Genomic DNA, 20,234 nt, shown 5'->3' on the forward strand with positions numbered 1-20,234 from the left:
CATGATTGTCACAGAGTTAGCTATCGGCGCACTGATCGGCTTGATTATAAGTACGACGGGTGTGGGCGGTGGTGTCATTGTTTTACCTATATTGACATATTTTTTTGGATTGAATGCCCTAGCGGCAGTAGCAACGGCGAATTTTCTCTCCATGTTGATGAAAGTGTCTTCGTCATACATGCATTTTCGATTAGGGAATATTCCCCTAAAAGGCGCGTTGATAGTCTTAGCGATTATGTTGCCAAGTACATTTTTATCCAGCCTGCTGGTGACGTGGTTAGGCAGCATTCCCGCGTATGAAAAACAGGTGGAATGGGGGATTAATGCGCTGGTGGCTGCGGCAATTATTTTTTCATTGTACTTATTTATTCAGCGGATGTTTTTTGCCAATCCACTCAAGAAAGTTGTCATGAAAGAAAACCAGCTGAAAGCGATGGCGATTCCGGCGGTGTTAGCTGGGGTTGTATTAGGTGCGACAGGGGTAGGCGGTGGGGTGGTCGTTTTACCCATGTTATTGCGCTATATGGATTTAAATATCAAACAAGCCATTGGTACCTCGATTGTTGTCACGACAGTATTATCGGGATCTTCAGCCTTGGCTTATGCGCAAGATGGTTACACGGATTTAAAACTGGCATTAATTCTCTGTGCGGGCGCGTTATTGGTCATGCCATTGGCAAAATATTTGCTGGTGAAATTATCTGAACGTACATTCCAATACCTCACCTTATTGCTGATCCTATGCAGCGCCGTAATGATGACTTGGAAAGTGATTATGCCGTAAAAATGAAATAATGCTTTTCCTTACTCGCCTACTTTCTATCATTAGTCTGAAATTGATAGTTTAAATATAATTACATTTAAACTATCAATGTTATTACTTATTTAATTTCCATCTAAAAATGAAATTCAAGTTTTGAAAATAATAAATATAATTGAATTTTTGCTTTTTAATTTTAAAAAATATTATCATTAATGAAATATTGGACTATAATAAATTTCGTTCATTGGGAATTAATCTATTTTTGATTTTCATTGTTGAGTTTTAAAATATGACGCTATCTTTTTTGTATATGTAATAATTGATATTGTTATTTTGTTTTAAACAATTGATATTGAAGTGGATGCTCTTATAAAGATACGATTTTTAATTAAATTTAAATTGCGATTTATATTTTGGAAAACACGTTGTTTGTTTTTCAAGAGTATTGAAAAGCATCAATCCAAAATGATTATATTATGAAATATCAGTTAACTCATGCGTATAGCCGATCAGTACAGTTTTATGGTGTTGAAACAAACTTAAGCCTAGAGCAATTTCAACAAGCTTGTGCTTATATTCAGTTAATTAGAGATAAACTACCGAGTTTTTCATCTTCTGATGATTATCTAGTTGAGTGTGAAACTCTTTTTCTTCTTCAGATGTTTTATGGCTTTATGCCATTATATGAAAATAGTGAAGTGGATGCGATTGTTGATGTTCATCATAACTGGGAATGTTATGTAATTGGTGGGAGCTTGGCGTCTATAAACCAATATGCGATATGTAATGCAAGCATTATTATGCTGGAGTTTCTTCGCTATAAATTACAGGCAAAACTCAATAATTATTCTAATGAGAAAATAAAAGTTGATTTAGCTCGGCTAGATTCCTTATTAAGTGGCCATTTTTTAAAAAAAGAATGGGAGCTGAGAGATGTTTATGGAAATGATCTTACGGGTATTCAATTTTTAAGAAGTGATAAAGTTGAATTAATATCTAAAGCACCTATAGAAGCTGAAATGTAGCGAGATGAATTTTTTAGTTGATAGAAAGCACAAAGCCGTCACTAGATGAAGTGCCCCCTTTAGTTGGATAACCATTTGCTGGGGGGCTTTTTATGCCAAAATATAATTGCGATGTAAAAATTATCATTGCAATAGATGTGTATCAGAGATTCTGAGTATTTACCCGTTGAGGTAAGCTTTATCTCAAAGAGTTAAAATGCGCTCTGTAATTAAGGTCATCAATTTCGATGTATCAACATCAGTCATGATTTTACAATTCATCGTTTCCGAACTGTGATGAGTCAAAGTAGATGGGGTCGCAAAACTATGACCAAATAATCTCTTGGATTCATATTCAATAGAGATTGAACCATCAACACCTGAAAAAATTTCAGGTTGAATGAGGTAGGCAATAACACAAGGGTCATGAAGGAAAGGATCAAATTCAGCATATCTTCGACACATTTCTGCTACGCTCTGGGCAATAGCCCCTCCTTTTTCCAAAGCAGTGCACAAACCCGCTCTTATATCAGCTTTACTTGTCACATCTAAACCAAGCATTGTAATGTGCTGCGCACTATCAAAAACTATATGAGCAGCATGAGGGTCTACATAAAAATTAAACTCAGCGGCTGGCGTTATATTTCCCTGTGTAAATGCGGCTCCTCCCATGACGACAATATCTTTTACATTATCAATTAATTTTGGCTCTTTAATGATAGCTATTGCAATATTAGTGAGAGAGGCTATTGCGCATAATGTTATTTCACCAGGATTTGCCATAACAGAATCAATAATAAAGTCTACCGCGTGACCAGAATCATTGTGGTGTTTAGATTCCGGTAGGAGCACCCCAGCAAGCCCATCTGTACCATGAACATTCGTTTTATTCCCAGTTTTGCTCATTAATGGACGATTACAGCCTTTAGCGAGAGGAATATCTAGCCTATTAGCTAATGTCAGTAATTTTTTTGCATTACTGTGAACCTTTTCTAACTCTACATTCCCTGCGACTGTTGTTATCCCGATTAATTCTATTTCTGGTGACGCTATAGCGAGAAAAATAGCCACTGCATCATCAACTCCAGGATCACAATCTATTATTATTTTATGCATGTTAACTCCTTGATTTATAATTTATTAATTAGATAATCGAAAGTATTAATAATTAAACCTAAAGTTTATTTATAGAATCTATTTTTAGAGCGTGTGAAAGCTAAAGATAGAAGAGCTAAAAAATTAAAATAGAGGGAATCTATATATTAATATTGCCAAAAATATCTTTCTAATGAAGTTTTTTTGGTAAGAATGATGATTTTAATAAGTTATGATGGTTTTCAAACACTAAAATTTAAAATTAACTTGTTATGGCATGATTAATTACATGGAAAGTTCAAAAAATAGAACGATTGAAATATAATAATCTAAAAAATGCGAACTCATGATTGTTTTTTAAAATATAATCCTGAAAATGTGAATCACATCGCATTTGCCAACTATTTATCAGGTGGGTATTTTTATGAAAAATAGTGAATATATTTTCTATGTTTCAATTTCTTAAAAAGAATGCTTTTTTACATTCACATTCGTTCGTAGAAGAATAAATGGCATATTTTTTCTGCTTGGATAATCGTAATAATCAACAAAATAATTTTTTAATCTATCACTGCATAAATTATGCATTAGCCTAATGAGCATAATTTTATAATGACTGTGTTTACCATTTATTGAAAGCGGCTAGTTTTTAGTGAATGTATGAGCTCATTTTTCTGAGGAGGGAAGTTCGATAGGTACTACCGTGAAGCGATTGCGGTGATGGGTGAAAGATAAATCATCACTGATGAACCAATAAATTAATGATACAGAAAGCAAAAACCCGCCACTAGGGCGGGTTCTTTAAATAGTGGTGCCCGGACTCGGAATCGAACCAAGGACACGGGGATTTTCAATCCCCTGCTCTACCGACTGAGCTATCCGGGCAACGGAGCGTATTAAACCTGATTTAAGAGGGTGAGTCAAGGCGGTTTCTAAAAACTTTTGATTGAATGCGTTTTTTTTCAGCGTTTGAATTAAATTTTAATCAAATCAATGTAAAAACTCACAAAAAGTGAAAAAAAATGCCAGAAACGTTGAGGGTTATCTGGCATTTATGTTGCTATTTTAATGGTTTATTAGCGTAAATACTTTTTCTGCGCCTTATTAACTTTAATCAGGTAATTACGAGATTCTGCCGCAGGATGTTTGGTCGAAAGTGTCTCGTAAACCTCACCAGGCTCTAAATTATTAATTCGTTGAGCAGCTTGCTTTTTATCATTATGGAATACACGCAACACACTACCTGCACCCCCGTTATAGGCTGTGATCACCGCATAGCGACGTGAGGTTGGGTTACTAATCTCTCCTAAATAGCTATTTTGTAAGATAGCTAAGTAAGCGGTGCCTGTATCAATGTTTTGCTCAGGGTCAAACAGGTAGCTGCGGCTTGGTACACCGGATTTACCTTGAGAACGGAATACGTCTTTACCTGCGGTGTTCGGCATAATTTGCATCAAGCCTAACGCATCAGAGCGGCTAACGGCATAAGGGTTGAAGCTTGATTCAATTTGCATGATCGCCAGAATCAGTGATTCATCTACACCGTATTTTGCAGAGGATTTTTTAATATAAGGCAGATATTTATGGGCGCGTTTATCGAGGTGGTTTGGCACCAATTGCATGGTAACCGACCAAACGATATTCATGCCGGACTGCCTGCGCTGCATTTTATTGCTGATCAGATAATCTGCAAATTTATTAGCGCGCCACTCCCAACGAATAGGTTCGCCCATATTGTCCATAACCTGACCAAACAGGAATGGCTCTTTACTGTAGGGAATGTCGTTAATATCGGAATAGAGGTCGATGGAGTTCGGGTCATCGCCCATCAATAATGTAGTGACAATCGCTTTCTTCAGGTGTGCTGACGGTTCAACAGCAGAAATTGTCTCGACCGTGATGGTTCCTGCATCAAAGTTAATGTGGCTACGAGTACGATACTCATCGGTATATTTCACATAGTCTTTGGGACCTGCAATGAGAACTTCTTTAATCCCCCAAATATTTTCGATGTTATGAGCAAATTGCCCCATCAAAATATCAAAGCCATTAGTATCTTTGACATAGTCAGGATTAAAGTCAGATTTCTGATTACTAGAACAAGAAACAATCAGGGGAATCAACAATGTGAGTGTGAGTAATTTTTTCATACGATCCACAATATTAATGCAAGCTATTTACTATTTCGTTCATTGAATCAAAAGCGTTCAAGTTGCAGGGGGTAGCAAACCAAGCCATGCAACTTGAGGAACGATAGGTATAGACCTAAAAACTATTTTTCTGGGGTATAGCCATCAATTTGAATATCGTGACCTTCAAATAAGAACTTCACCATTTCTTGTTCCAACATTTTACGGTCATCTGGATTCATGGTGTTGAGTTTCTTTTCATTGATCAGCATCGTTTGTTTGGTCATCCATTGACTCCATGCTTCTTTCGAAATCTCATTAAAAATACGCTTTCCTAATTCGCCAGGGTAAAGCTGAAAATCTTGCCCATCAGCGTCACGTTGTAAGAAAGTGCAAAAAATGGTTCTACTCATTTAATTTTTCCTCAAATATCAGATAATAAGGCAAGTTGTTTTAGTAAACTTTCAACCGGTGCAGCGAGCCCAACGGTTGCGCCTGGGTGTAAGTTATACCAGAGTCCATTACCTTCATCCATGGCAGAGTTAAATGCCTGAATATTAACTTTTACAGGGATAATATCTAAATGGAAATGGCTAAACGTGTGGCGAAAAGCAATTAATTGTTCTGGTATGTCATGTTGCAGACCAGAATCAGCCAGCCATTGAGCCAGTTGCTCATGGCTTTCAAACTGTGGAAAGGCGAATAATCCCCCCCAAATACCGGATGGCGGTCGTTGCTCTAACCAGACATTATCTTGGTGTTGAAGGATCAAGAACCAGGCACTTTTTTCAGGAATTTTTTGTTTCGGTTTTTTACCCGGATATTCCTGCCAAGCATGGTTAGCGTATGCAATACAGCCTGTATTGAGCGGGCATAATTCACATTTTGGCTTGCTACGGGTGCATACCATCGCGCCAAGATCCATCATGGCTTGGTTAAAGTATTCCACTTCAACGTTAGGCGTGACCTTGGTGCTAATGTCCCACAGGCGGTTTTCCACCTCTTTTTTCCCTGGCCAGCCTTCGACGGCATAACAGCGAGCTAAAACACGTTTTACATTCCCATCTAAAATGGGATAGTGCTGTTTTTGAGAAAGGGAGAGAATGGCACCTGCGGTGGAACGTCCAACACCAGGAAGCGCATTAACTTCCTCAAATGTCGTCGGAAATTGACCTTGATATTGAGTCGCAATGACTTGAGCTGCTTTATGTAGATTGCGTGCTCGGGCGTAATAACCGAGCCCCGTCCATAAATGCAGTACTTCATCAAGGGGCGCATTTGCCAATGCAGTGACGTCGGCAAAGCGTTGAGTAAATTTTTCAAAATAGGGAATGACAGTGCTGACTTGGGTCTGTTGCAACATGACTTCAGAGAGCCAAACATGGTAGGAGGATTTTTCCTGCTGCCATGGCAAGGTTTTACGACCGTATTTGTGATACCACTTGAGCACGGCGCTTGAAAATTGTTGAGCTTCCATTATTTATAATATTTTTATCGCTATTTCAGTCATGATGAGGATTGCAACATAGACCGTGGTGGCTGTAAACCGCTTCTTGTGTAAAGTTATCCAATTATCAACTGCAAGATCCGAGAAGTTTTGCTAAACTCCCTTTCCCACCATACTTAGATATTAATTAATTAGGTATGTTTGGTTTTTTTTATACTCTTGTTGGCACATTATCTAATTGGACAACGAATTTTTTAGAACTTTATTATGATCAATAACGTTATCTCCCCCGAATATAATGAAGAAGGGCGGGTTATGCGCCGTGTCCGTAGTTTTGTCCGCCGTCAAGGGCGTCTGACAAAACGTCAGGAAGAGGCATTAGAAAGCGAATGGGCAGAAATGGGTATCGATTTTGTTAACGAACCCTTTGATTTCGCAAAACTATTTAATAATTCAAATCCGGTTACTCTGGAAATTGGATTTGGAATGGGCGCCTCATTAGTCACGATGGCAGCACAAAACCCAGATAAAAACTTTCTGGGAATTGAAGTGCATGCACCGGGTGTTGGAGCTTGTTTGGCATCGGCAAAAGAAGAAAATGTCACCAACTTACGTGTGATGTGCCACGATGCTATCGAAGTTTTAGACTTCATGATCCCGAACGGTAGCTTGGAAATGGTTCAGTTATTCTTCCCTGATCCATGGCATAAAGCGAAACACAATAAACGCCGTATTGTGCAGGTGCCTTTCGCAGAAAAAATTCGCAGTAAATTAATTGATGGTGGTGTTTTCCACATGGCGACAGATTGGGAACCTTATGCAGAACATATGCTTGAGGTAATGACCAGTGTTGCTGGGTATGAAAACGTATCAACCACAGGGGACTACGTTCCTCGTCCAGAATCAAGACCAGAAACAAAGTTTGAAAAGCGCGGCCAGCGGTTAGGGCATGGTGTATGGGATTTAATGTTTAAGAGGATTTAATCATGGCTAAACAACAACGTAGTCGCCGTTTACGTAAAAAAATGCGTTTGGATGAATTCCAAGAATTAGGCTTCATTGTTAAATGGAACTTTAAAGAAGGCACGCCGATCGAAGAAGTGGATAGCACCGTTGATCAACTGATTGCTGAAGCTATCGAACCAAACGGTCTGGCATTTGAAGCTAGCGGCTACATGAACTGGGAAGGGATTGTTTGCCTACAAAAAATTGGTAAATGTACCGAAGAACACCGTCAAATCGTTGAAAATTGGCTAAAATCAAAAGGGATGAACGACGTTGTTGTTTCTGAACTGTTTGATGTTTGGTGGGAATAATAACTAGTTTGATTATTAATAAAGGCATCCAATTGGATGCCTTTATTTTCTAGAGTAATCCATTCTGGAGCAAAACACTTGAGCACCCAGTTTTCTGACCAATTACTGCATGATATTTTGGAACAAGTTCGCCCCCTGATAGGTCAAGGAACGGTGGCAGACTATATACCTGCTTTGGGCGGTATTCCTTCACATCATTTGGGGATTGCGGTACATACCGCTGAGGGAGATGTGTTTACCGCTGGAGATGCCAAAACACGTTTCTCAATTCAATCTATTTCTAAGGTTCTTAGCTTGACCTTGGCAATGACGCGTTACGAAGAGCAAGAAATTTGGAGCCGCGTTGGTAAAGAGCCATCAGGGCTGCCATTTAATTCATTGATTCAAATCGAAATGGAAAAAGGAATTCCCCGGAATCCATTTATCAATGCTGGGGCGATTGTGATTGCTGACATGCTGCAATCTCGTTTGAGCGCACCAAAACAACGGATGTTAGAGTTTGTCCGGAAACTCGCTTGTGAGCCAGATATTAGTTATGACACGAATGTCGCACGCTCAGAAATGGAACATGCGAGCCGTAATGCGGCCATCGCGTATTTAATGAAATCTTTTGGCAATTTTGATAATGATGTTTTAACTGTTTTAGAAACTTATTTTCATTATTGTTCTCTAAGTATGAATTGTGTCGAGTTAGCTCGGTGTTTTACCTACTTAATGAATCAAGGTGAATCCTCTTGCTCGATAGACCCGATTATCACGCCATTGCAGTCTCGACAGATCAATGCCTTAATGATGACTTGTGGAATGTATGATGGTTCCGGTGAATTTGCATTTCGTATTGGAATGCCCGGTAAGTCAGGTGTCGGTGGTGGTATTGTGTGTGTGGTTCCTAACCAATTCACGGTGGCAGTGTGGTCGCCGGAATTAGATTCGGCGGGAAACTCTTTGGTGGGATGCGCCGCCTTAGAACTGTTATCGAAACGCATTGGACGTTCTGTTTTTTAATTACCTCTCAACAGAGATAGAGGTAATCGACGAGGAGATTTTATGTTACGCCGTACTTTAATTGCATTTTCATTACTGGCCTGCGCCACGAGCCAAGCGGCGGATTATAACTGTGCCGTGACACCCAAAGACGATATTTTTATGACGCCTGAACATGTTCAAGTCATTGGTCGTAGCGGGGATTTAAAAATCACGCCTAATGGTGATGTCACCTTAAATGGTCAAAAAGTTGCACTGACCTCAGAGCAGCAGCAACAAGCATTACGTTATCAATCGGCTATCCGTCAGGATTTACCGTGGATCAAAAAAGAGTCCGAAGAGAAGTTAGCCGCTTCAAGAAAATCCCTCGATAAAGTGGTTGTCAAAGTGATTGGAAGTGACAGTAATATTCGTAATCGCTTAACGAAACTCGAAAAAGATCTCAATGGTCAGATTAATCAAATCATTGAAACCCGTTCAAATGGCTACGTTTTCCACCATGAAGGAATTAAAAAGGTGGAAACAACAGGGCGTGAATTAGTCAATGAAAGCTTAGGTGGTATTCTGCAAGACAGCATTAATGAAATGGGTCGTAAGCAGTTGCTGGCGGGTGGTGACACCAATAAGATGCTGCAAGGTATGTTGGGCAGTCTTGGTGGATTACAGCAAGAAATTGAAGGCGAATGGAAAAACCAAGAAAACAGTTTCCAACAGTTTGGTCAGCAGGTTTGTACGAAAGTGACATCGCTAGAGCAACAACGAATGAGTTTATTAGACGGGATTAAATCTAAATAATTGAGTTTTGTCCGCGTTGATAGGCAGCAACAGGGAAACGTGTTGCTGCTTTTTTGCATTAAAAATTCGTGAAAACTATGATGTTCATACCATAAATAAAAACAATACTAAGAATCATTATCATTTAATTGACTTATTGGTCACTCTCCTTAGAATGCTGGTTTGGCTTAACGACTAAATTGGTGTTACTCACATGAAAAAATTTATTCCAGCTCTACTTGTTTCTCTTTTATCATTCTCCGCACCTTACGCACTGAGTGCTGAATCAGCTGCATTCACACCAAACGCAATCACTGCACAAGGTACTGAAAAAGTTACGGTTAAACATCTTTCTGGTGAAACAGAAGTGGTAAAAAAACCACAGAAAGTGGTTCTGTTTGATTTCGGTATTTACGATTCAATGCAAAAACTGGGATTAGGGGATAAGGTTGTCGCGTTGCCGATGGGAAATGCGCCTGCTTACGTGAAAGCGGGCATCCCAGCGACAGTGAAAAATGCAGGTGGCATGAAAGAGCCTAATTTAGCTGAAATCGCTGCATTGAAGCCGGATTTGATTGTGATCACTGGTCGCCAAGGTAAATCTTACGAAGCGTTATCAAAAATTGCACCGACGCTGAATTTAGGCTCTGATAGCAAAAACTATATTGAATCAGTAAAAGCGAATATCCGTTTAATTGGTGATTTATACGGTGACCAGAAAGCGGTAGACGAGCAACTGGCTCAGTTGGATAAAACCATTGCAGAAGCCCAGAAAAAAGCGGCTGCATCCAATAAAAAAGTACTGGTTTTATTGCACAATGATGGCAAGTTAATGCCAAATAACCAAGCAGTTGTTTATGATGTGGTGAAAGCACAGCGCGCTGAATTACCTGTTCAAGCGGATGCAGACAAATCTAAACGCCGTGTGGTGGATACCAAAACTATCGCACAAGCGAACCCTGATGTGATTTTAATTGTCGATCGTAGCGAAGCGATTGGTGCAGGTAAGTTAGATAAAACGGTATTTGAAGACCAAAATATTCAAGAAACGAAAGCGTATAAAGATGGCAAAATTACCTATTTGCAATCTGACTTGTGGTATCTCTCTGGTGGTGGTTTAGTCAGCCTCACCGAACAAATCGATGCAGTCACCAAAGCACTGTAATCGATAAATTATTATTTTCGTTTATTACCCTTAGTAAAAAGAAAAAGCCAGCGTAAGCTGGCTTTTTTTATGGAAGAAGAGAAATCACTCTTCCCCTAAAAATAGCTCCAGTAGGGAGTTTAAGAATAATTTTCCATGTTCGGTAATTTGCCATTCATCGGCGGTTTCTGAGATATAGCCTTTGGCTAACGCCTCATCAATCGCCGGACGTACAACTGACTCGGCTAGCCCAGTATATTCCGTAAATTCTCGGCGAGTCATCGCTTCTAGTAACCGAAAACGGTTCATAAAATACTCGAATGGGCGGTCTTCGTTCTCTACATTGTAGCGATTATCGAGATAACGACCTTCCATATAGCCGCGAGGATGCTTCGTTTTGACTGTACGTAAAATCTGACCATCGGTAGAGGTAATTTTACCGTGTGCACCACAGCCGATACCGAGGTAATCCCCGAATCGCCAATAGTTAAGATTATGTTCGCACTGGTAACCCGCTTTGGCATAGGCGGAGGTTTCATATTGTTGATAACCCGCGGCTGTCAGTAACTTATGTCCTTCAGTGTAGATATCCCATAGGGTATCGTCGTCCGGTAAACGCGGAGGACGAGAGCCAAATTGCGTATTTGGTTCAATGGTGAGCTGATACCAAGAAAGATGCGGTGGTGAGAGCTCAATGGCTTGGCGTAAATCAGATAACCCTTCATCGCGAGTTTGTGATGGCAAACCGTGCATTAAGTCCAAATTAAAACTGCGCAGATGTAAGTTGGTGGCTAACTGTGCAGCCCGCTTGGCTTCATTGGGACCATGAATACGCCCCAGCATAATCAGCTTGTCGTCCCCGAAACTTTGTACACCAATGGAGATACGGTTGATCCCCGAAGTTTGGTAACCAGAGAAACGGTCTGCTTCGACGGTGCCTGGGTTGGCTTCCATCGTGACTTCTGCATTAGGATCCAAGTTAACGCGTTGACGAACACCATCCATCAACATTTGCATGGATTCGGCACTCAGTAAACTCGGTGTTCCGCCACCAATAAAGATAGTTTTGACTGGGCGGGAGCCAATGAGCTCCGCGTCCTTATCAAGATCGTTAAGCAAATGTTCAACATACTCAGTTTGAGGAATTTCCCCTTTGAGAGTATGCGAATTGAAATCACAATATGGGCACTTTTGTACACACCAAGGAATATGGATATACAGGCTTAATGGGGGAAGCTTAAGCATTTTTCAGTGCATCCAACATCATTGCTAACGCTTTACCACGATGTGATACCGCTTGTTTTTCTGCTTTAGTCAGCTCCGCAGAGGTACAACCTAATTCAGGTACGTAAAAAATCGGGTCGTAGCCAAAGCCACCTTGCCCTTTTGCCTCTCGGGTTAATACCCCGTGCCAGCGTCCGTGAAACACCAGTGGCGTTGGGTCTTCGGCATGACGTAAATAAACCAGCACACAGTTAAACTGAGCTTGGCGTTGGTCATCGGGGACGTCTTTCATGGCATCGAGAAGCTTATCGAGGTTTTGCTGGTCAGTAGCATCTTCTCCTGCATAGCGAGCGGAGTAGATCCCCGGTGCACCGCCTAAAGCATCAACAGAAATACCAGAGTCATCGGCAATCGCGGGTAGACCTGTATGTGCTGAAGCATGACGGGCTTTTAAAATCGCGTTCTCAATGAAGGTTAATCCTGTCTCTTCGGCGGACTCAACGCCAAGGCTGGTTTGGGCAACGATGTCCATACCAAAATCACGGAGTAAGTCCGCTAATTCGTTTACTTTACCTGGATTACCAGTTGCTAAAACAACTTTTTGCATTGCTTTTATCTTCCCTTACATGATGCCGACAGAGAACAACATTGCGGTTAGCGCAGGGTCGATCATTAAGGAAACATCAACACGTAAGTAGTTCAGTGCGATCAGAATAAACATGACAATCATCGCAGAAAAATCTAACCCACCCATCGCTGGAATAATGCGACGAATTGGCGCCATTAACGGTTCAGTTAATTGGAACAATAAGTAATCTACAGGGTTACGACCTTGGCTGACCCAGCTTAAAATTGCGCGGATTAAAATCATCCAGAAAATCAATTTACCGATGTAAGTCAGTAAGAGAATTAATCCCATTGGTAGAAGGGTAAGCCCAATGGCAGGCAGCATATTGGTTGCCCACATACCAAAGATAATATCGGCAATCGCCAGCACAAACGCGACGAGCAGAGTCGCAGTATCTAAAGACCCTACAGATGGGATCATGCGGCGTAGTGGTCCAACAATAGGTTGGGTTGCTTTAACCACAAATTGTGAGAATGGATTATAAAAGTCTGCGCGAACGCATTGCATCCATACTCGAAGCAGAAGCACAAAGATATACAGTTGGATCAGGGTGGTAACAACAAAAACGATAGTCTGCATGGCGTGTCCCAAAAAAATAATTAAAAAGTTTTTCCATCTCTTCCGCTCGGTCAATCGCGCTTTGCATGGCATTGGCGACAGTCTGCGGTAGATGACCATTATAAAATTGCTCTAAAGCCATTGCGGTAGTGCCGCCTTTAGAGGTGACTTGCTCACGCAATGTCGAAAATGGGGTATCACTCTGTGATTTAGCTAAAGCCACTGAACCTTCAATGGCATTGAGTACTAACTCTCGAGCTTGTTTTTCATCATAGCCAAGTTGTTCGGCTTTTTGCTGCATAGATTCCATGAACAGGAAAAAGTAAGCGGGGGAGCTTCCTGTTAACGCAATGATATTATTAATGTCACTCTCTTTAGCGCACCAAGTGGTGGAGCCAACGCTTTCCATTAATTGCTGCGTAAATTGTTTGTCACCTTCCGTCACATTGGGTTGTGCAAACAAACCGCTCACCCCTTTACCAACCAGAGATGGGGTATTTGGCATAATACGAACTAAGTGTAGAGAATGTGCAAAGTAGTCATTGTAACGCGCTGCGGGAATACCTGCGGCAATGGTTAATACCAGCTTGTTTTCTAAATTGGTGAGCTGTTGCAGCGGTTCACAAACGTCTTTCATCATTTGAGGTTTGACGGCCAGAACAATGACGTCCGCTTGCTGAGCTGCCGTTAGGTTGTCATGGGTGCTGATGATGCCATAATCCTGCGCCATTTTATCGCGACGTACAGGGGTTGGTGAACAAACGGTGATCATCGATGCCGGATAGCCATGAGCCACAAGACCCGCAATAATGGCGTTTGCCATATTCCCCGCGCCAATAAAGGCGATTTTGCGATGTTGCATGTTGTTCTCCTAAAGATTAATTATGGTATTGACGGGCACCGAAGATCGCAGTGCCGATACGTACGAGAGTAGAACCGCAGTGAATTGCAGCACGCATATCGTCGGTCATTCCCATCGATAATGTATCTACAGTAGAGTAGCTGGCTTTCAATTGCTCGAATGCGAACTCCATTTGGCGAAATGCAGCACATTGGCGCTCATAATCAGTTTCTGGGGCGGGGATGGTCATTAACCCGCGTAACACTAAATTTGGCAATTGGGCGACTTGAGCCGCAAGCTCATTTACTTCCTCGAGGGTTATTCCCGATTTGCTGTTTTCATCGCTAATATTAATTTGGATCAGCACATTCAGCGGTGCTTTATCTTGAGGGCGCTGCTCATTTAAACGCTGAGCGATTTTGGCGCGATCTAAAGTATGGAACCAATCAAAATGTTCTGCCACTAAACGACTTTTATTGGACTGGAGTGGACCGATAAAGTGCCAGACTAGATCATTTCTTTCTGAAAAATACTGGATTTTCTCAACGCCTTCTTGCACATAGTTTTCACCAAACTGGCGTTGACCGGCTTCGATGGCTTCCATAATGGCTTCACAAGGTTTGGTTTTACTCACAGCTAACAGGGTAATATCTTGAGGGGAGCGGTGACACTCAGTGGCAGCAAGACGAATACGCTCTGTGACATCAGATAGGTTTTTTTGAATGGTCATGTTATTCAATACCGTTTTTCAGTTGCTTTCGGTGAATAGTGAGAATTAACCCTAGTGTAAAGCATATTAAGGGCGAACGGCACCTTTGCAGCAACTGAATGGGGAAAATAAACGTAAAGATGTGCTTTTTAGTAATTCTGTTCGAACCAACTCTCTAAAATCACGACCGCAGAGGCAGAATCAACTTTTCCTTTGCTGAGCGCACGATAGCCACCTTGCTCAAATAAACCCGCTTTTGCTTCCACGGTAGACAATCTTTCATCATGTAATTGGACTTGTACACCAAAGCGCCCATGAATGCGGTTGGCAAAATTACGTGCTTGACTGGTGACGAGCTGCTCTGTGCCATCCATATTCAAAGGAAGACCGACAATCACCAATTGCGGCTGCCACTCTTTGAGCAATTTTTCGATTTGTGACCAGTCAGGTCTGCCATCGCTGGCTTTTAATGAGGTCAATGCGCGAGCGGTGCCAGTAATTTCTTGACCCACGGCAACACCAATACTTTTAGTCCCAAAATCAAAGGCGAGTAAGGTTCTGGCTGACATTAGGCATGCCCCGCTTGCAGTGATATGTTATGGATGTCGATCCCTAAAAGGTCGCCAGCGGCTTTCCAACGATCTCTTAATGGAGTATCAAAAATCAGTTTAGGATCAGCTTTGACAGTTAACCAGCTGTTTTCCATGATTTCGTTCTCTAATTGTCCGGGTTCCCAGCTTGAGTAGCCCAATGTAACCAGAGAGTTCATTGGGTGCTGATCGTTACCTAATGTTTCTAAAATATCTTTCGAGGTAGTGACCATAACATGGTCATTTAAGCGTAAACTGGCAGCATAACCGGCAACAGGGGTATGGATAATAAACCCATGTTCTTCAGAAACAGGACCACCTGCAATTACCAGTTTTTCCAGATTTCGCGTGTTGGTATTCTCCGAAATGGTAATTTCGAGTTTTTTCAGCATTTCAGAGACAGAAAAATCCTCAATGGGTTTATTGATCACTAAGCCCATTGCGCCATTTTCATTGTGTTCGCAGATATACACAACGGAATGATCGAAATAAGGATCCGTCAGTGAAGGCATGGCAATTAAAAAATGATTCTGTAAATTCATAAATGGCAAACTCAGGGGTTATGTTCCTATTGGTTATGATAAAGATAGCGCGTTACGGTGATGACAAAATAACGGCAAAGGCAACCTCGAAAGGCTGCCTTTTGGAAACGAGCCAGTTAACAAATACTATTTTTTCAGGCGGCGCTCAATCGCATCCATCAGCATACCGGTGATGGAGATATCAAATGCAGCTTCAATTTCGCGGGCACAAGTTGGGCTGGTGACGTTAATTTCAGTCAATCGGTCACCGATAATATCTAAGCCAACAAAAATGAGTCCTTTTTCTTTCAAGGTTGGTGCCACAGCGCGCGCAATAGCCCAATCACTTTCGGTTAATGGACGCGCTTCACCACGACCACCTGCGGCGAGATTTCCTCGGGTTTCCCCTTGTGCTGGAATACGAGCAAGGCAGTATGGTACTGGCTCGCCATCAACGACGAGTACACGTTTGTCACCTTCTTTAATGGCAGGTAAAAAGTTTTGTGCCATGCAGTAACGAGAATTGTGCTCCGTTAAGGTTTCGATGATAACGCCAACGTTTGGATCATCTTTCTTCAAACGGAAAATAGAGGCGCCGCCCATACCATCCAGTGGTTTAAAGATAACATCACCATGTTTTTGGTGGAACTCACGCAGCTTTTCAGAGCTACGAGTCACTAACGTATCTGGCGTTAACTCTGGGAACCAAGCGGTAAACAGTTTTTCGTTACAGTCACGTAAGCTTTGTGGCTTGTTCACGATCAGGCTGCCGGCTTGTTCTGCACGCTCAAGAATGTAAGTCGCGTAGATATATTCGGTATCAAATGGCGGATCTTTACGCATCAAAATGGCGTCAAGGTCACTCAAGGCTATGTCTTGCTCTGAGTGGAATTCATACCATTTAGTTGGGTTCTCTTCGACGGTCACGATTTTGGTCGTTGCACGCGCTTCGCCTTGGTGTAGGTAAAGATCGTTCATTTCCATATAGTGAATTTCATAACCGCGACGCGCAGCTTCTAGCATCATTGCAAAACTGGTGTCTTTCTTGATTTTAATGGATGAAATTGGATCCATTACTATGCCGAGCTTGATCATTTTATCTCCTTAACCCAAGTCACCTAAACGCACTTGTAATGCTGTTATTGCGGTTAGCGCGGTCGTTTCAGTTCGTAATACTCGTGGCCCTAACAGGATATCAGTGAATTGATAATTCGCTGTCATGGCAATTTCGTCTGCGGATAGTCCACCTTCGGGACCTATCAGTAATCTAACGTGTTTTAAATCAGCGGGGAGCGTATTGATGCTCTCACTTGCCCGTGGGTGTAAGTTAATTTTAAACGCACCATCATTTTCAGCACACCACGCTTCAAGAGATTGAACGGGGCGAATGACAGGGATGCGGTTACGACCACTTTGCTCGCAGGCTGCAATGGCAATTTTTTGCCACTGTTGTAATTTTTTCTCTAATCGTTCGCCATCAAGACGTACACCACAGCGCTCAGAAAGCAGAGGAGTGATGGTATTGACGCCAAGCTCAACGGACTTTTGAATGGTGAACTCCATTTTTTCCCCGCGGGACATAACTTGTCCTAGGTGAATATCTAATGGGGATTCACGATCATCAAGGGTGCTATTTAGAACGCGGACAAACACATTTTTTTTCGTCGCTTCAGTAATTTCAGCGTTGAATATGTGATTGCTTCCATCAAATAATTCTAGCTGCTGTCCGGCTGTCATGCGAAGAACTCGACCTACATGGTTGGCTGCATCATCACAAAGCGAAATCGTGGTGTTAATTTGGAGAGGCTCTGGGTGATAAATGCGTGGAACGCGCATGATTTTTCCTTAGTCAATAATCAAGAGAACTGATGCAGGATATGGGGACAGAATCCTGAAAAACAAGAGGACGGATTGAGTTTATAACTAAAAAGAGGGATTTTTTAGTTCGTCTGTGCCTTGTCTTTAGGACTCTAAATTTGTCGATAAAACCGACCTTAAACCACGAAATTATGGTGTTGGTTTATTCATCACACATCGTATAGTAAGTCGCAGTATTGATAAACGTCTGGGTTCATGGAAAAGGAGAAACCATGATTGATACAGCAAATGGAATGCTGGTACTTATATTGCCAGTCATTGTATTGTCGCTTTTGTCTGCGTGGCTGACAACTCAGTTACTGCGATACATTCCCGCCCGTTATTTTGATTTACCGAGTATTGTTATCAGTTTCAATCGGATATGGGCTGGGTATTTTGTGCTTGGGGGAATAGTGGTACTGCAAGGGTATCCGTTTTTCACCCTTGTTTTTTTATTTCTATTTTTTAATTTTGGGCTTCCATTGTGGGTAATTGACATTAAAACAGGCTATTTGCCCAATATTCTTACGTATCCTTTACTGTTATTAGGTGTTTTATTTCAATGGATTATGCCAACTGGAAACATACTTTCGGCGATGTACGCACTGATATTCAGTTATATTGGGTTAGAGGTGATCACAACATTGGTGGAAAAACTCAGGCGACGTCCACAAATGGGACGAGGGGATTTTAAGCTGATTGCGGCGTGTTCAGCGTGGTTGGGAATATTTTATCTGCCTTATTTTCTAGGGCTTGCCGCAAGTTTAGGTTTATTACATTTTCTTTGGTTGATATGGCGAGGCAAACAGAAAGTCGTGCAGAGTATTCCGTTTGGTCCCGCCATTATGTGTAGCGCCAGCTTTTGGTTGTTGCTTAGCGTGCATCCTAATTAGCAGCGGCGACGAGTGAATCTAAAAGCTGTTGCCATTTTTCGGGTTCACCGAGGTAGTTTTGCAGTGGCACTCGTAACCATTTACCTTGTTGTTGAATAAGCAAGGTCGGAAAACCCGATGCACCTGATTGGCTAAGTAGTTGTTTACTTTGCTGGATATGTGCATTCGTTTCTGTTTGTGCACATTGTGCATAATCTTTTTGGAACTGCTCAACATTCAAACCAATTTCTTGCGCCACTTCCGCTAAGACTTCGGGCTGTTTAATCTGGCGACCAGAAATGTAATGTGCTTTTTGCAAAGCTTTAAGCATTTCAACGCCTTTTCCTTGCTTTGTTGCCGCTAAAATAGCTGTTTGTGGTGGCGTTGAGTCCATCACTACATTTGGCTGATGCAACATGGCAATGTAGTCATCACCAAAAACTTGCCCTGTCATGGCAGCAATGCGTTTATCTGATTGCAGGATGTATTGGCGAAATTGGTCATCAAGATAGAGTCGAGCATCGCCAGCTAGCATTCCGCCACCGTGTAATTCTAATTGAATGTGTGGATGATTGGCGGCAATCGTCATTAACGGGGCTGCGGCATAGCACCAACCACAGTAAGGGTCATAGATATAATGTAGGGTAATTGCATTCATGGTATTTATTCTCTTTGGTTATTGTTTCATCATTCTATTCGAGTCGGTGCAAAATATCGAACGGACGGAAAATAGCAGTTCAATACACGCTATCTCCGTCACGGTTTATTTGCGTTTCGATATATCAGTCGCTTATTGTGGCCACTGCATTTCGCCTTTCACAACTTTTGCGCTTAACTCTAAGCTCGATTTGTCATCCAAACTTGGGTAGCGAGCTTCCATTTTCTGAATAAGTTCTGCGGAATCTTTACTCTGGCTGTTCGCTTTCTCAAAGTCAGTTAAATATTTTTGGGTAAAAGTCACACTCGCCAGATCCATTTTAGATTTACCCGTAAAATGCCCCGGAACAACGACACTTGGTTTGAGTGCTTTGATGCTCTCTAAAGTTTGTTGCCAATGTTGACGTGATTGCGGAGTCTGAGTATCTGCAATCCAAACGTGGATATTGTCAGAAACAACAACACCACCCACAACCGCTTTAAGCGAAGGAACCCACACATAGCTTCTATCCGGTGATGCGCCATCTAACCCTTTAATTTCTAACGTTTCGCCATCTACAGTGAAGTGATTAGTTTTGATAACTTCAGGTACGACAACTTTACTTGGCGCTTCATTTTTTAATACACCGCCCCAATAAGCCAGTTTGCCATCTTTAGTCGCATTAATTGCATCAACCGTTTGTTGTGTGGCAACAACTTTCGCTTCAGGGAATGCTTTTGTCAGTGTTTCTAACCCGAAATAGTAATCAGGATCAGAATGGCTGATATAAATAGTTGTCAGTTTTTTATCCAGTTTTTTGATTTTATCCACTAACTGCTGGGCGTCATTATTTTGAAACTGAGCGTCAATCAATACCACTTCTTTATCGCCACTGATAATTTCAGAGGAAACGGGAAACACACTGTTATTGCCTGGGTTATAAACATCTAAGGTTAAGTTCGCCGCTTGAGCAAAGTGAGTGGCAGTGGCAAACGCGGTTGCAGTTAATACAGTCGATAATTTCATTTGTCTATCCTAATGTTGAGTGATGTTGTGTGCCTGATTCGGCTTGGTGTGTATATTAAATTGCAATTAAGGTGAGAAAAACGCCATAATAAGGTCATGTTTGTTGCATAAACCG

23 protein-coding genes and 1 tRNA gene are annotated in these 20,234 nt (G+C 41.6%); 8 read left to right on the top strand and 16 right to left on the bottom strand.

Annotation, left to right across the window (positions count from 1 at the left end):
• The first annotated feature begins 1 nt into the window (after position 1).
• Both PROVALCAL_RS01795 and PROVALCAL_RS01800 read left to right on the top strand, forming a co-directional pair.
• Complete coding sequence (locus PROVALCAL_RS01795; protein WP_006657360.1) at positions 2-784, top strand: sulfite exporter TauE/SafE family protein; 783 nt, start codon at positions 2-4, stop codon at positions 782-784.
• A 455-nt stretch (positions 785-1,239) separates the two neighbouring features.
• Positions 1,240-1,788, top strand: a complete 549-nt coding sequence (locus PROVALCAL_RS01800; protein ID WP_006657361.1) for a hypothetical protein — start codon at positions 1,240-1,242, stop codon at positions 1,786-1,788.
• Positions 1,789-1,971: 183 nt separating this feature from the next.
• On the opposite strand, the gene PROVALCAL_RS01805 is transcribed toward PROVALCAL_RS01800, so the two are convergent.
• The 5 genes from PROVALCAL_RS01805 to mutY all read right to left on the bottom strand — a co-directional run bounded on the left by PROVALCAL_RS01805 (position 1,972) and on the right by mutY (position 6,468).
• Entirely contained in the window at positions 1,972-2,883 is a 912-nt protein-coding gene (locus PROVALCAL_RS01805) for a nucleoside hydrolase (protein ID WP_006657362.1), read from the bottom strand.
• Between the two features lie 788 nt (positions 2,884-3,671).
• A tRNA-Phe gene (locus PROVALCAL_RS01810) sits at positions 3,672-3,747 on the bottom strand.
• A 191-nt stretch (positions 3,748-3,938) separates the two neighbouring features.
• Positions 3,939-5,012, bottom strand: coding sequence for a membrane-bound lytic murein transglycosylase MltC (gene mltC / locus PROVALCAL_RS01815; RefSeq protein ID WP_006657364.1), 1,074 nt, complete (start codon positions 5,010-5,012; stop codon positions 3,939-3,941).
• A 122-nt stretch (positions 5,013-5,134) separates the two neighbouring features.
• A complete protein-coding gene (locus tag PROVALCAL_RS01820) occupies positions 5,135-5,404 on the bottom strand; it encodes an oxidative damage protection protein (protein ID WP_006657365.1) in 270 nt (89 codons plus the stop codon).
• Between the two features lie 11 nt (positions 5,405-5,415).
• Positions 5,416-6,468: an A/G-specific adenine glycosylase gene (mutY, locus tag PROVALCAL_RS01825; RefSeq protein WP_006657366.1), complete on the bottom strand. Its 1,053-nt coding sequence runs from the start codon at positions 6,466-6,468 to the stop codon at positions 5,416-5,418.
• A 237-nt stretch (positions 6,469-6,705) separates the two neighbouring features.
• On the opposite strand from mutY, the gene trmB reads away from it, so the two are divergent.
• The 5 genes from trmB to PROVALCAL_RS01850 all read left to right on the top strand — a co-directional run bounded on the left by trmB (position 6,706) and on the right by PROVALCAL_RS01850 (position 10,677).
• The gene (trmB, locus tag PROVALCAL_RS01830) at positions 6,706-7,422 is read left to right on the top strand and encodes a tRNA (guanosine(46)-N7)-methyltransferase TrmB (RefSeq protein ID WP_006657367.1); all 717 of its coding nucleotides are present in this window, start codon (positions 6,706-6,708) and stop codon (positions 7,420-7,422) included.
• A 2-nt stretch (positions 7,423-7,424) separates the two neighbouring features.
• Positions 7,425-7,754 (top strand): YggL family protein, encoded by a 330-nt coding sequence (locus PROVALCAL_RS01835; protein WP_006657368.1) that lies wholly within the window; start codon positions 7,425-7,427, stop codon positions 7,752-7,754.
• Between the two features lie 36 nt (positions 7,755-7,790).
• Positions 7,791-8,759: a glutaminase B gene (glsB, locus tag PROVALCAL_RS01840; protein WP_006657369.1), complete on the top strand. Its 969-nt coding sequence runs from the start codon at positions 7,791-7,793 to the stop codon at positions 8,757-8,759.
• A gap of 42 nt (positions 8,760-8,801) precedes the next feature.
• A complete protein-coding gene (locus tag PROVALCAL_RS01845; RefSeq protein ID WP_006657370.1) occupies positions 8,802-9,533 on the top strand; it encodes a YggN family protein in 732 nt (243 codons plus the stop codon).
• A 193-nt stretch (positions 9,534-9,726) separates the two neighbouring features.
• A complete protein-coding gene (locus PROVALCAL_RS01850) occupies positions 9,727-10,677 on the top strand; it encodes a siderophore ABC transporter substrate-binding protein (RefSeq protein ID WP_006657371.1) in 951 nt (316 codons plus the stop codon).
• Positions 10,678-10,761: 84 nt separating this feature from the next.
• On the opposite strand, the gene hemW is transcribed toward PROVALCAL_RS01850, so the two are convergent.
• The 9 genes from hemW to rsmE form a co-directional block, all read right to left on the bottom strand.
• On the bottom strand, positions 10,762-11,901 hold the full coding sequence (gene hemW, locus PROVALCAL_RS01855) for a radical SAM family heme chaperone HemW (RefSeq protein ID WP_006657372.1): 1,140 nt from the start codon (positions 11,899-11,901) through the stop codon (positions 10,762-10,764).
• Positions 11,894-12,487: an RdgB/HAM1 family non-canonical purine NTP pyrophosphatase gene (rdgB, locus tag PROVALCAL_RS01860; protein ID WP_006657373.1), complete on the bottom strand. Its 594-nt coding sequence runs from the start codon at positions 12,485-12,487 to the stop codon at positions 11,894-11,896. The genes hemW and rdgB overlap by 8 nt, the downstream gene beginning before the upstream one ends.
• A gap of 15 nt (positions 12,488-12,502) precedes the next feature.
• On the bottom strand, positions 12,503-13,087 hold the full coding sequence (locus tag PROVALCAL_RS01865) for a YggT family protein (protein ID WP_006662644.1): 585 nt from the start codon (positions 13,085-13,087) through the stop codon (positions 12,503-12,505).
• A complete protein-coding gene (gene proC / locus PROVALCAL_RS01870; RefSeq protein ID WP_006657375.1) occupies positions 12,987-13,928 on the bottom strand; it encodes a pyrroline-5-carboxylate reductase in 942 nt (313 codons plus the stop codon). The genes PROVALCAL_RS01865 and proC overlap by 101 nt, the downstream gene beginning before the upstream one ends.
• A 16-nt stretch (positions 13,929-13,944) precedes the next feature.
• Complete coding sequence (locus tag PROVALCAL_RS01875) at positions 13,945-14,637, bottom strand: YggS family pyridoxal phosphate-dependent enzyme (protein ID WP_006657376.1); 693 nt, start codon at positions 14,635-14,637, stop codon at positions 13,945-13,947.
• Positions 14,638-14,765: 128 nt separating this feature from the next.
• Positions 14,766-15,185: a Holliday junction resolvase RuvX gene (gene ruvX / locus PROVALCAL_RS01880; protein ID WP_006657377.1), complete on the bottom strand. Its 420-nt coding sequence runs from the start codon at positions 15,183-15,185 to the stop codon at positions 14,766-14,768.
• Positions 15,185-15,748 (bottom strand): YqgE/AlgH family protein, encoded by a 564-nt coding sequence (locus PROVALCAL_RS01885; RefSeq protein WP_006657378.1) that lies wholly within the window; start codon positions 15,746-15,748, stop codon positions 15,185-15,187. Before PROVALCAL_RS01885 ends, ruvX begins: the two co-directional genes overlap by 1 nt.
• 126 nt (positions 15,749-15,874) lie before the next feature.
• On the bottom strand, positions 15,875-16,822 hold the full coding sequence (gene gshB / locus PROVALCAL_RS01890; RefSeq protein ID WP_006657379.1) for a glutathione synthase: 948 nt from the start codon (positions 16,820-16,822) through the stop codon (positions 15,875-15,877).
• A 9-nt stretch (positions 16,823-16,831) separates the two neighbouring features.
• Positions 16,832-17,563: a 16S rRNA (uracil(1498)-N(3))-methyltransferase gene (gene rsmE / locus PROVALCAL_RS01895; protein WP_006657380.1), complete on the bottom strand. Its 732-nt coding sequence runs from the start codon at positions 17,561-17,563 to the stop codon at positions 16,832-16,834.
• A 254-nt stretch (positions 17,564-17,817) separates the two neighbouring features.
• On the opposite strand from rsmE, the gene PROVALCAL_RS01900 reads away from it, so the two are divergent.
• Positions 17,818-18,477: a prepilin peptidase gene (locus tag PROVALCAL_RS01900; protein ID WP_006657381.1), complete on the top strand. Its 660-nt coding sequence runs from the start codon at positions 17,818-17,820 to the stop codon at positions 18,475-18,477.
• Here PROVALCAL_RS01900 and PROVALCAL_RS01905 read toward each other — a convergent pair.
• Together PROVALCAL_RS01905 and PROVALCAL_RS01910 are read right to left on the bottom strand one after the other, a co-directional pair.
• The gene (locus PROVALCAL_RS01905) at positions 18,470-19,114 is read right to left on the bottom strand and encodes a DsbA family protein (protein WP_006657382.1); all 645 of its coding nucleotides are present in this window, start codon (positions 19,112-19,114) and stop codon (positions 18,470-18,472) included. The genes PROVALCAL_RS01900 and PROVALCAL_RS01905 overlap by 8 nt on opposite strands.
• Before the next feature lie 132 nt (positions 19,115-19,246).
• On the bottom strand, positions 19,247-20,119 hold the full coding sequence (locus PROVALCAL_RS01910; RefSeq protein ID WP_006657383.1) for an MBL fold metallo-hydrolase: 873 nt from the start codon (positions 20,117-20,119) through the stop codon (positions 19,247-19,249).
• Positions 20,120-20,234: the final 115 nt, after the last annotated feature.

This window comes from Providencia alcalifaciens DSM 30120 (assembly GCF_000173415.1).
GTDB classification, from domain to species: domain Bacteria; phylum Pseudomonadota; class Gammaproteobacteria; order Enterobacterales; family Enterobacteriaceae; genus Providencia; species Providencia alcalifaciens.

What these genes read in the sequence shown, in the direction of transcription:
- PROVALCAL_RS01795 (WP_006657360.1), top strand. Translation starts at nt 2, where the DNA reads ATGATTGTCACAGAGTTAGCTATCGGCGCACTGATCGGCTTGATTATA.
- PROVALCAL_RS01800 (WP_006657361.1), top strand. Translation starts at nt 1,240, where the DNA reads ATGAAATATCAGTTAACTCATGCGTATAGCCGATCAGTACAGTTTTAT.
- PROVALCAL_RS01805 (WP_006657362.1), bottom strand. Translation starts at nt 2,883, where the DNA reads ATGCATAAAATAATAATAGATTGTGATCCTGGAGTTGATGATGCAGTG.
- mltC (WP_006657364.1), bottom strand. Translation starts at nt 5,012, where the DNA reads ATGAAAAAATTACTCACACTCACATTGTTGATTCCCCTGATTGTTTCT.
- PROVALCAL_RS01820 (WP_006657365.1), bottom strand. Translation starts at nt 5,404, where the DNA reads ATGAGTAGAACCATTTTTTGCACTTTCTTACAACGTGACGCTGATGGG.
- mutY (WP_006657366.1), bottom strand. Translation starts at nt 6,468, where the DNA reads ATGGAAGCTCAACAATTTTCAAGCGCCGTGCTCAAGTGGTATCACAAA.
- trmB (WP_006657367.1), top strand. Translation starts at nt 6,706, where the DNA reads ATGATCAATAACGTTATCTCCCCCGAATATAATGAAGAAGGGCGGGTT.
- PROVALCAL_RS01835 (WP_006657368.1), top strand. Translation starts at nt 7,425, where the DNA reads ATGGCTAAACAACAACGTAGTCGCCGTTTACGTAAAAAAATGCGTTTG.
- glsB (WP_006657369.1), top strand. Translation starts at nt 7,791, where the DNA reads ATGCCTTTATTTTCTAGAGTAATCCATTCTGGAGCAAAACACTTGAGC.
- PROVALCAL_RS01845 (WP_006657370.1), top strand. Translation starts at nt 8,802, where the DNA reads ATGTTACGCCGTACTTTAATTGCATTTTCATTACTGGCCTGCGCCACG.
- PROVALCAL_RS01850 (WP_006657371.1), top strand. Translation starts at nt 9,727, where the DNA reads ATGAAAAAATTTATTCCAGCTCTACTTGTTTCTCTTTTATCATTCTCC.
- hemW (WP_006657372.1), bottom strand. Translation starts at nt 11,901, where the DNA reads ATGCTTAAGCTTCCCCCATTAAGCCTGTATATCCATATTCCTTGGTGT.
- rdgB (WP_006657373.1), bottom strand. Translation starts at nt 12,487, where the DNA reads ATGCAAAAAGTTGTTTTAGCAACTGGTAATCCAGGTAAAGTAAACGAA.
- PROVALCAL_RS01865 (WP_006662644.1), bottom strand. Translation starts at nt 13,087, where the DNA reads ATGCAGACTATCGTTTTTGTTGTTACCACCCTGATCCAACTGTATATC.
- proC (WP_006657375.1), bottom strand. Translation starts at nt 13,928, where the DNA reads ATGCAACATCGCAAAATCGCCTTTATTGGCGCGGGGAATATGGCAAAC.
- PROVALCAL_RS01875 (WP_006657376.1), bottom strand. Translation starts at nt 14,637, where the DNA reads ATGACCATTCAAAAAAACCTATCTGATGTCACAGAGCGTATTCGTCTT.
- ruvX (WP_006657377.1), bottom strand. Translation starts at nt 15,185, where the DNA reads ATGTCAGCCAGAACCTTACTCGCCTTTGATTTTGGGACTAAAAGTATT.
- PROVALCAL_RS01885 (WP_006657378.1), bottom strand. Translation starts at nt 15,748, where the DNA reads ATGAATTTACAGAATCATTTTTTAATTGCCATGCCTTCACTGACGGAT.
- gshB (WP_006657379.1), bottom strand. Translation starts at nt 16,822, where the DNA reads ATGATCAAGCTCGGCATAGTAATGGATCCAATTTCATCCATTAAAATC.
- rsmE (WP_006657380.1), bottom strand. Translation starts at nt 17,563, where the DNA reads ATGCGCGTTCCACGCATTTATCACCCAGAGCCTCTCCAAATTAACACC.
- PROVALCAL_RS01900 (WP_006657381.1), top strand. Translation starts at nt 17,818, where the DNA reads ATGATTGATACAGCAAATGGAATGCTGGTACTTATATTGCCAGTCATT.
- PROVALCAL_RS01905 (WP_006657382.1), bottom strand. Translation starts at nt 19,114, where the DNA reads ATGAATGCAATTACCCTACATTATATCTATGACCCTTACTGTGGTTGG.
- PROVALCAL_RS01910 (WP_006657383.1), bottom strand. Translation starts at nt 20,119, where the DNA reads ATGAAATTATCGACTGTATTAACTGCAACCGCGTTTGCCACTGCCACT.